The organism is Bacillus sp. 7894-2 (genome assembly GCF_002272225.1).
Lineage (GTDB): Bacteria > Bacillota > Bacilli > Bacillales > Cytobacillaceae > Cytobacillus.
Window position 1 is genome coordinate 1 of record NZ_NPDG01000045.1, and the last position, 7,737, is coordinate 7,737.

At 41.6% G+C, this 7,737-nt stretch carries 8 protein-coding genes; 3 read left to right on the forward strand and 5 right to left on the reverse strand.

Annotated features, from left to right (window positions below; translation table 11 throughout):
- From CHI10_RS07215 to CHI10_RS07230, 4 genes are all read right to left on the reverse strand, one after another.
- On the reverse strand, nt 1–500 hold a 500-nt coding region (locus tag CHI10_RS07215), incomplete at its 3' end, for a phosphatase PAP2 family protein (protein ID WP_142301767.1).
- A gap of 318 nt (nt 501–818) precedes the next feature.
- Nucleotides 819–1,847: an alpha/beta fold hydrolase gene (locus CHI10_RS07220; protein WP_095243619.1), complete on the reverse strand. Its 1,029-nt coding sequence runs from the start codon at nt 1,845–1,847 to the stop codon at nt 819–821.
- Nucleotides 1,848–2,204, reverse strand: a complete 357-nt coding sequence (locus CHI10_RS07225; protein ID WP_286137230.1) for a hypothetical protein — start codon at nt 2,202–2,204, stop codon at nt 1,848–1,850.
- Between the two features lie 37 nt (nt 2,205–2,241).
- Nucleotides 2,242–3,015 (reverse strand): SDR family oxidoreductase, encoded by a 774-nt coding sequence (locus CHI10_RS07230; protein ID WP_095243621.1) that lies wholly within the window; start codon nt 3,013–3,015, stop codon nt 2,242–2,244.
- A gap of 181 nt (nt 3,016–3,196) precedes the next feature.
- Here CHI10_RS07230 and CHI10_RS07235 point away from each other — a divergent pair, with 181 nt between their 5' ends.
- Nucleotides 3,197–3,439 (forward strand): hypothetical protein, encoded by a 243-nt coding sequence (locus CHI10_RS07235; RefSeq protein WP_095243622.1) that lies wholly within the window; start codon nt 3,197–3,199, stop codon nt 3,437–3,439.
- A 61-nt stretch (nt 3,440–3,500) separates the two neighbouring features.
- On the opposite strand, the gene CHI10_RS07240 is transcribed toward CHI10_RS07235, so the two are convergent.
- Entirely contained in the window at nt 3,501–4,910 is a 1,410-nt protein-coding gene (locus CHI10_RS07240) for an alanine/glycine:cation symporter family protein (protein WP_095243623.1), read from the reverse strand.
- A 286-nt stretch (nt 4,911–5,196) separates the two neighbouring features.
- Between CHI10_RS07240 and CHI10_RS07245 the strand changes: the two genes are divergently transcribed.
- Both CHI10_RS07245 and ald read left to right on the forward strand, forming a co-directional pair.
- A complete protein-coding gene (locus CHI10_RS07245) occupies nt 5,197–6,438 on the forward strand; it encodes a PucR family transcriptional regulator (protein ID WP_286137233.1) in 1,242 nt (413 codons plus the stop codon).
- A gap of 117 nt (nt 6,439–6,555) precedes the next feature.
- Nucleotides 6,556–7,686 (forward strand): alanine dehydrogenase, encoded by a 1,131-nt coding sequence (ald, locus tag CHI10_RS07250; RefSeq protein ID WP_035332008.1) that lies wholly within the window; start codon nt 6,556–6,558, stop codon nt 7,684–7,686.
- The last annotated feature ends 51 nt before the right edge of the window (nt 7,687–7,737 follow it).

A 7,737-nucleotide genomic window follows, 5' to 3' on the forward strand; every position in this document is an offset into this window, starting at 1 on the left:
TTTATTTCTGGTTTTGAAAGTTTTTCTGTGAACCAGCCTATTGTTCCGCCAATAAGAGCACCTCCAATAACATCGGAAGGGTAGTGGTGGCCTGCCCAGATCCGGGCGAAGCCTGTGCATGCTGAAACCCACAGCAAAATGCGCCCTATAAATCGGTTTCCGTAAAAAATAACGATGGAAGCAGCAAACGACACCACTGTATGCTTGCTTGGAAAACTTGAATCTCTTTTGGCTGGAATCAATAGGCCAACCCTGTTTTTTATGAAAGGACGGGGCCTGAAATAACAAGTTTTTATAATCCTATTTACAAAGATAGCAATCAGGGAAGCTGCAGCAGCTTTTTTTGCAGCGGTTCTGGAAGGTCCTTTGACCAGCCACATGCATGCCAGTACAAATAAAAATAGATGCCTTGCCCTATTTGATAAAAGAATCATTAAAAAATCCATAAATGGCATACGTCCGGATAAACGGTTGATTGCCTTGAAAATCCTCAAGTCCATTATTTGTCTCCTTCTGCTCTTGTCATTTTCAGATGCCAGCTTAAGGCTCTCCTGCGATTGTCAATTGTTCATTTGCTTATTATTTGCAGCTAAGCATGTAAAAACACCATTTGTGCTAACACAAAAAAATAAAACCATGCAGCAATTGCATGGTCTTAAAACTAAGCAGAAAATAAGTCTCTAAACACAAATGAAGCAAAACCCATATAAGCACTAATGGTGTAGTCTTTTATTATATAATTTGGATAATTCCATGAAATCATCAAGTTACCTCCTTTAAATGTTGAATCCCCTGCAGAGGCAGGGGAATCAAAAATTTTATAGTTTCCCTGATCTTAGTGACAGCCATTTGTCCAAGTAGTCAGGAACTTTTCCTTCCGAAGTTAGATTGGCATGCCCGCCCTGAAGCAGATGAAAAGTTTTATCAGCGCTTGAGACAAGTTCTATGACCGGAAGAATCTGATCTTTTGGCACAAGACGGTCGTTATCTGAAGCGACAGCGAGCAAATTAGCTTTAATATTACTGAGGACGGCTTTCTTTTCTCCGATCGTTAATGTACCGTTCACAAGCTTATTGTCTTTTAATAGATCCAGGTGAATTTGCTTCAGTGCAGCCCCTGCAAATGGAATATGGCCATTGGTCCAATGGTTGAATCGCTTCCAGCGGGATGCATATGCTTCATCATCCGCCCTGGCCAGAAGTGATAAATATGGAGAGTAATAAAGGGGAGAAGTAAATAACCGCATACCTGATTTAATGGCAAAGGCGGGGATAAGTCCCCATGCATCGAAAGTGGTTTCCAGGCTGCCGTCTCCATTTCGCAGTTCATCTGCCCATTTATCAAAGACCGGGACAATGGTGAAATCAACCGGTGCAACAGACAATACTAAGTTTTTGACCGGTTCATCCGCAATGGCCGCATAAATGGCTGCAAAGGTGCCTCCCAGGCAAAAGCCCATCACACTTATTTCGTCTGCCCCTGAGTGATATAAAGCTCTTTTTACCCCCTTCTGGATGTATTCAGTAATATAATCTTCCATCGTGATGTCTTTATCCTCATAGCCCGGAATCCCGAAATCCAGCAAATAGACATCATACCCGCTGTTAACCAAAGCTTCGATTAAACTGTTCTGAGGTCCCAGGTCCAGAATAAAGGGCTGGTTTACTAGTGAATAAACAAGGAAAATGGGAATACTGTATCTTTTGCTGGCAGGGGCATAATGCCAGAGAGTTGCCTTATTTCTCGTCCAGACTGCAGTCCTTGGAGTTACATTGATCTCCGGAGCAGGCTGTAAAAGAGTATTTAAAAATCCAAGCAGTTTTTTGGAAGCTGTGTTTTGTTCCATTTATTTTTCCGCGCTTTCAGCAGGGCTGCCAAGTGCTTTTTTTAATTCCTCAATTGATCTGGCCAAAGCGATGACTTTTTCGTCAATCTGATCCATTTTTTCTTCAGCCTGCACAGTCAGTTTTGCTGCATTTGCCACGTCGGTTTTGGTAGGGAAATTAAGAGGGATGGATAGTGTCTCAATGGCGTCCCGGAGTTTTTTCATGCTTGCTGCAGTCACCTCGGAACGGGTGACTAAGTTTTTGAAAATATCTTCTTTGTTAATAGAGTTCTGAATAGATTCATTCAGTTCTCTTTCCACTTTAGTCCCTAACTTTTTTATTGCCTGCAGCAGGACTTCTGTATGGTTAATAGACATAAACATTCTCCTTTCTATGAAATTAGCTCTGTGAAACTTAAAGGGATACAGTCATTCCTCCATCTACGACTAATACCTGTCCTGTCACGAAATCAGACGCTTTGGATGATAAAAAGACAGCTGCTCCTTTTAAGTCATGTTCATTTCCAAATCTTCCGGCAGGAATCTTTCTGAGAATAACTGGACTCGATTTTTCAAGGACTTTTGTAATTTTGGTAGGAAAGAAGCCTGGAGCAATAGCGTTTACTTGAATGCCGGCAGGAGCCAATTTTACAGCTAAATCCTTTGTAAGTGCGATAACTGCCCCTTTACTTGTGCTGTAAGCCACTGCATCAAGAAATGCCGAGTGGGTGCCCCTCATTCCATTTACAGATGAAATATTAATGATTTTGCCGCTTCCCTGCTTCGTCATCACTTTTGCGGCAGCCTGTGAAAATAAAAACAGCCCCTTTAAGTTCACATTCATGACTTTGTCCCATTTATCAGCAGGCAAATCCAGAAAAGGTGCAACCCAGGATGTACCGCTATTGTTAATGAGGATATCGATGCTTCCAAATGTCTCCAGAGTCTTTTGGATGACCTTCTGAATGTCTTCTTCCTTGGTGATGTCGCATTCGATGGCAAGGGCATTAACTCCTTTGGCTTCAAGGCTTTTTCTGACATGCTCACATGCTTCAATTCTGCGTGAGCAGACGACAACATTTGCTCCTGCTTCCCCAAGTGCATTTGCCATTTGCTCACCGAGTCCGCGTCCTCCTCCAGTGACAATGGCTGTTTTATTACCTAAATGAAATAACTCGTTCAATTCCAACGTTATCCCTCCCTTATTTGTTATTAAGAAGCAATCCTGATTTTTAAAATAGACTTCGATATAGTATAGACAAGTTCACCTCATGTGGTGCTAAAATTGTATATTTGCCTTGTCCCAAAAATGTATAAGGAAGACAAAAACAGAAAAGGATGGATAACAAACGGGGGAGGGAGGCGAAAAGGTGGAAAGAGATCAAATCGAGGAGCTTTTTGAAGAAAGCGGATATCCAGGTTTAAACAGCAAGCTTGCCTATAAAGTCTGGATGACAGGGGCATGGGATGATGCGGATGAAGATAGAATAGAAGCGTTTTTAGAGGCGTATTCTTTTGAACAAGAAGGAATTATAACTGGTGAGTTTCTTTATCACTATCGGATATTTGCTTATATTCATGAGAAAAATGACCTGCCGTTATTTCCGCTTTAGGAAACAAAAACAAACACAGATCAAAGTGAAGGGACCTGTGTTTGTTTTACATATATTAGTATTAGCTAGCCTTATTTAACTGCTTATTTGCTGCTTTATAGTGGTTTTCAAAGAATTCATTAGTATCTTTAACAACCACTTTGCTTAGAAGGATTAGTGCAATCAAGTTAGGAATCATCATTAATGCGTTTGCCATGTCGGCAAATGCCCAAACAGTAGTTAAGTTGGCAACCGCACCGATTCCAGTTGCGAAAATGTAAATGGCGCGGTATCCCATAATTCCTTTTGTGCCAACAAGGTATTCAAAGCATTTTTCACCATATACATACCAGCCGACAATTGTTGAGAAACCGAAGAAAATTACAGAGAAAGCAACGATATATTCACCCGCTGTTCCAAGAACATGGGAAAAGGCTGCACTTGTTAATGCTCCGCCGTCAAGGCTGCCGTCATGCGCAACACCTGAGATCAATCCGCCTGTTGTGTCCCAGAAACCAGTCATGATAAGCACCAGGCCGGTCATCGTACAAACTATGATTGTAACAATAAATGTACCAGTCATCGCAACAAGAGCCTGTTTTACAGGATGGTCTGTCTTTGCGTTTCCTGCAATAAGCGCTGCTGTACCAAGACCGGCTTCATTAGAGAAAATACCCCTTGAAACACCATTCTTGATTGCTTCGGATACGACAACACCTACAAAACCGCCTGTCGCTGCTACCGGATTGAAGGCATAGTAGAAGATTGTCTGGAAACCAGGAATGATTTGATCATAGTTAACAGCGAGTATCAGTAATGCCCCGCCGATATAAAGAAAGGCCATAACTGGAACAAAGAATCCTGCTACAGTACTGATTCGCTGAATGCCGCCAAAGATAATTAAGGCAGCCAGTACAGCAAGAATAACACCTGTAATCCAATTATTAATTCCAAAAGAAGTATCCATAACTGCGGCAATCGTATTCGATTGAACACTGTTTCCGATGCCCAGTGCTGCAAAAGCGCCAAAGACCGCAAATGCCACTGCCAGCCATTTAAACTTTTTACCGAGACCGCGTTCCACATAATACATCGGTCCGCTGGAATACTCACCATTTGCATTCTTTACACGGTATTTCATTGCCAGTAATGCTTCGGCATATTTGGTTGCCATTCCAAGCAAACCAACAATCCACATCCAGAAGATGGCTCCTGGTCCGCCGAGTGTAATCGCAGTGGCTACACCGGCGATATTACCATTACCAATGGTTGCTGCTAGAGCAGTCATTAGAGCCTTAAAGTTACTGACATCGCCTTCAGCATCGGATGTAGCTTGGCCTTCTTTTGTAAATCCTAATTTAAACGCATATATCAGCCTTCTGAATTGAAGACCCTTCAGCATGAATGTTAAAAGAACACCCGTACCAAAAAGCAAAATCAAACTTGGTGTGCCCCAGAGCACCCCGTTAATTTTATTAAGCGTCTCAAGCATAAATCATCGCCTCCCAGATGTTAACGCTTTCAAAATCTGTAAATCAAACTATTAAAATATGATTTTTTGTGAACATGTCCTATTGTAAAATTATCTGAATATAACTTCAAGGTAAATTAAAAAAATAAAACTATTAGGAATTTTATAAAAAGTGGTGACAGGTACCGCCCGAAATTTGTCGAAAGGCACGATGGCTTTGGTAGAGTACAGGGTGGGACCTGAGGTATAATATAATAGGATAGAGAACGTGAAGTTTAATGAAGTTTTATGATTGGGTGATAATAAAATGGAAAAAGATCCGTTTAAGAGGGCATTTAGTGATCTGGAGGAACTGGTAGATAAGATCCGCGATGTCCTGGAATGCCCTGTTACGATAGAAGATGTTAATCATCGCCTGCTGGCATACAGTACACATGATGACCAGACCGATACCGCGAGAATCGCCACAATCATCAGCAGAAAGGTTCCTGAGAAGGTGATTAATCGTTTATGGAAGGATCGTGTGATTCCCCAGCTGATGCAAAGCGGCGAACCGCTTAGAATTCCTGAAATAAAGGAGATAGGACTGGGAAATCGGGTAGCCATTTCAATACGCAATCATAATGAGGTATTGGGCTACATCTGGGCAGTTGAAGAAGAAGCCGCTTTAACAGAAAGCAAGCTGAATATGCTAAAGCTGGCTGCACAGTCTGCAAGAACGGAAATGCTAAGATTAAATGCCCAAAAGAAAAAAAGAGCTGAGGGCTATCGGGATTTTTTCTGGGAACTGCTAACCGGCCGTTTCCATACCCATGATGAAATCTCAGAAAGATTTGAGGATTTAAGCATAAAACCGCCATCACCATTTGCTGTGCTAGCCTTTAGGTTTAAAGAAGAAGTTACCTCTAAAATAGAGCAAAAGATCATCTATCTGATCACGACAAGCCAAAAGGTTCATATAACCTTTCATGCCGCGATGGGGAACGAATTCGTTATTTTAGCAGTGCCGCCTGAACCTGCTCAAGCTGAAAATACGTTTATCGAATTCATCGAGTTTTTCATTGATCAAATGAAAACACGTTTTGGCATCGATCATATTACCGGGGCAACTGGAACAACTTATCAGCACTTTGAAAAAGTGGAAAAAAGCTATCAGGAGGCATTGCAGGTCCTGCGTCTTAAAGAACAATTTCCGGAAGAGATCCATCATATTTATAGCTATCAGCAGCTTGGCATTTTCCGCTACCTTGATGCCATCCTTGAAAAGAAACGGCAGGAACCGTATGAGCACCCTGCTATCGAAAAGATTATTAAATATGACCTTGAGCACCGGACCAATCTGCTTACTACTCTTGAAGCCTTCATTGATCATGACAGCAATGTGAATGAAACAGCAAAAAAGCTGCATATTCATATGAATACACTGAATTACCGATTAAAGAGAATAACCGATATTGGGAAAGTTGACCTGAAGAATACAAATATAAAACTTTCTTTATATCTTGAACTTAAAATCCGGAGAATGGAAAAGAAGAGCCCTCATTTGTAGATTTCCACAAATGGAGGCTCTTTTATTTTACCGATTTAACAATGACAGCGCTTTACTAAAATTATTATACTGACGATAGTAAATATCATAATTGATAGATTGAAAGGGGAATTTTCCATGATTATTGGAGTACCTAAAGAGATTAAGAATAACGAAAATCGTGTTGCTGCGACACCAGCAAGCGTTGACGCATTAGTAAAGTCCGGACATAAAGTATTAGTAGAAATCGATGCAGGAATTGGAAGCGGTTTCACTAACGAAGATTATACTGAAGTAGGAGCCGTTATCGTAGATACTGCTGCTGAAGCATGGGCTGCTGAAATGGTAATGAAGGTTAAAGAGCCGCTTCCATCCGAGTATGGTTATTTCCGTGAAGGTTTGGTTCTTTTCACATACCTTCACCTTGCAGCAGAGCCTGAGCTTGCAAAAGCATTAACTGAAAAAGGTGTTACAGCGATTGCTTATGAAACAGTAGAAGTAAACCGCACATTGCCTCTTCTTACTCCAATGAGTGAAGTTGCAGGACGCATGTCTGCTCAAATTGGAGCTCAATTCCTTCAGAAGACGAATGGCGGAATGGGAATCCTTCTTGCAGGTGTTCCAGGGGTATCACGCGGAAAAGTTACCATCGTTGGCGGCGGTGTGGTTGGAATCAACGCAGCGAAAATGGCAATCGGACTTGGCGCACAAGTTACAATCATCGACTTGAGCCCAGAGCGTCTGCGCCAGCTTGACGATATCTTCGGAAACAGCATCCAAACGTTAATGTCTAATCCTTTCAACATTGCAGAAGCTGTAAAAGATGCTGACCTGGTAATTGGTGCGGTACTAATCCCGGGAGCGAAAGCGCCTAAGCTTGTAACAGAAGAAATGATTAAAACAATGAAGCCTGGTTCAGTAGTTGTTGACGTAGCGATTGACCAGGGCGGTATTTTCGAAACTGTTGATCACATTACAACTCATGACAACCCAACATATGATAAGCATGGCGTTGTTCACTATGCTGTTGCAAACATGCCTGGTGCAGTTCCAAGAACATCTACAATTGCTCTTACAAACGTTACAATCAACTATGCTCTGCAAATTGCAAACAAAGGTGTTGTAAAAGCGATTGAAGATAATGCAGCACTAAAACTTGGCGTAAACGTTGTAAACGGAAGCATCACATACCCAGCGGTTGCTAAAGACCTTGGCTATGAGTACGTATCTGTCGAAGATGCATTTGCTAAAGTAAAAGCAGCTAACTAATATACCAAAAATCCCCTTGGCCAAAAGGCTAAGGGGATTTTGTTTTATGCA

Excerpts from the sequence above, each read along its gene's own strand:
- CHI10_RS07240 (WP_095243623.1), bottom strand. The coding sequence starts at position 4,910 with ATGCTTGAGACGCTTAATAAAATTAACGGGGTGCTCTGGGGCACACCA.
- ald (WP_035332008.1), top strand. The coding sequence starts at position 6,556 with ATGATTATTGGAGTACCTAAAGAGATTAAGAATAACGAAAATCGTGTT.
- CHI10_RS07225 (WP_286137230.1), bottom strand. The coding sequence starts at position 2,204 with ATGTCTATTAACCATACAGAAGTCCTGCTGCAGGCAATAAAAAAGTTA.
- CHI10_RS07220 (WP_095243619.1), bottom strand. The coding sequence starts at position 1,847 with ATGGAACAAAACACAGCTTCCAAAAAACTGCTTGGATTTTTAAATACT.
- CHI10_RS07245 (WP_286137233.1), top strand. The coding sequence starts at position 5,197 with ATGGAAAAAGATCCGTTTAAGAGGGCATTTAGTGATCTGGAGGAACTG.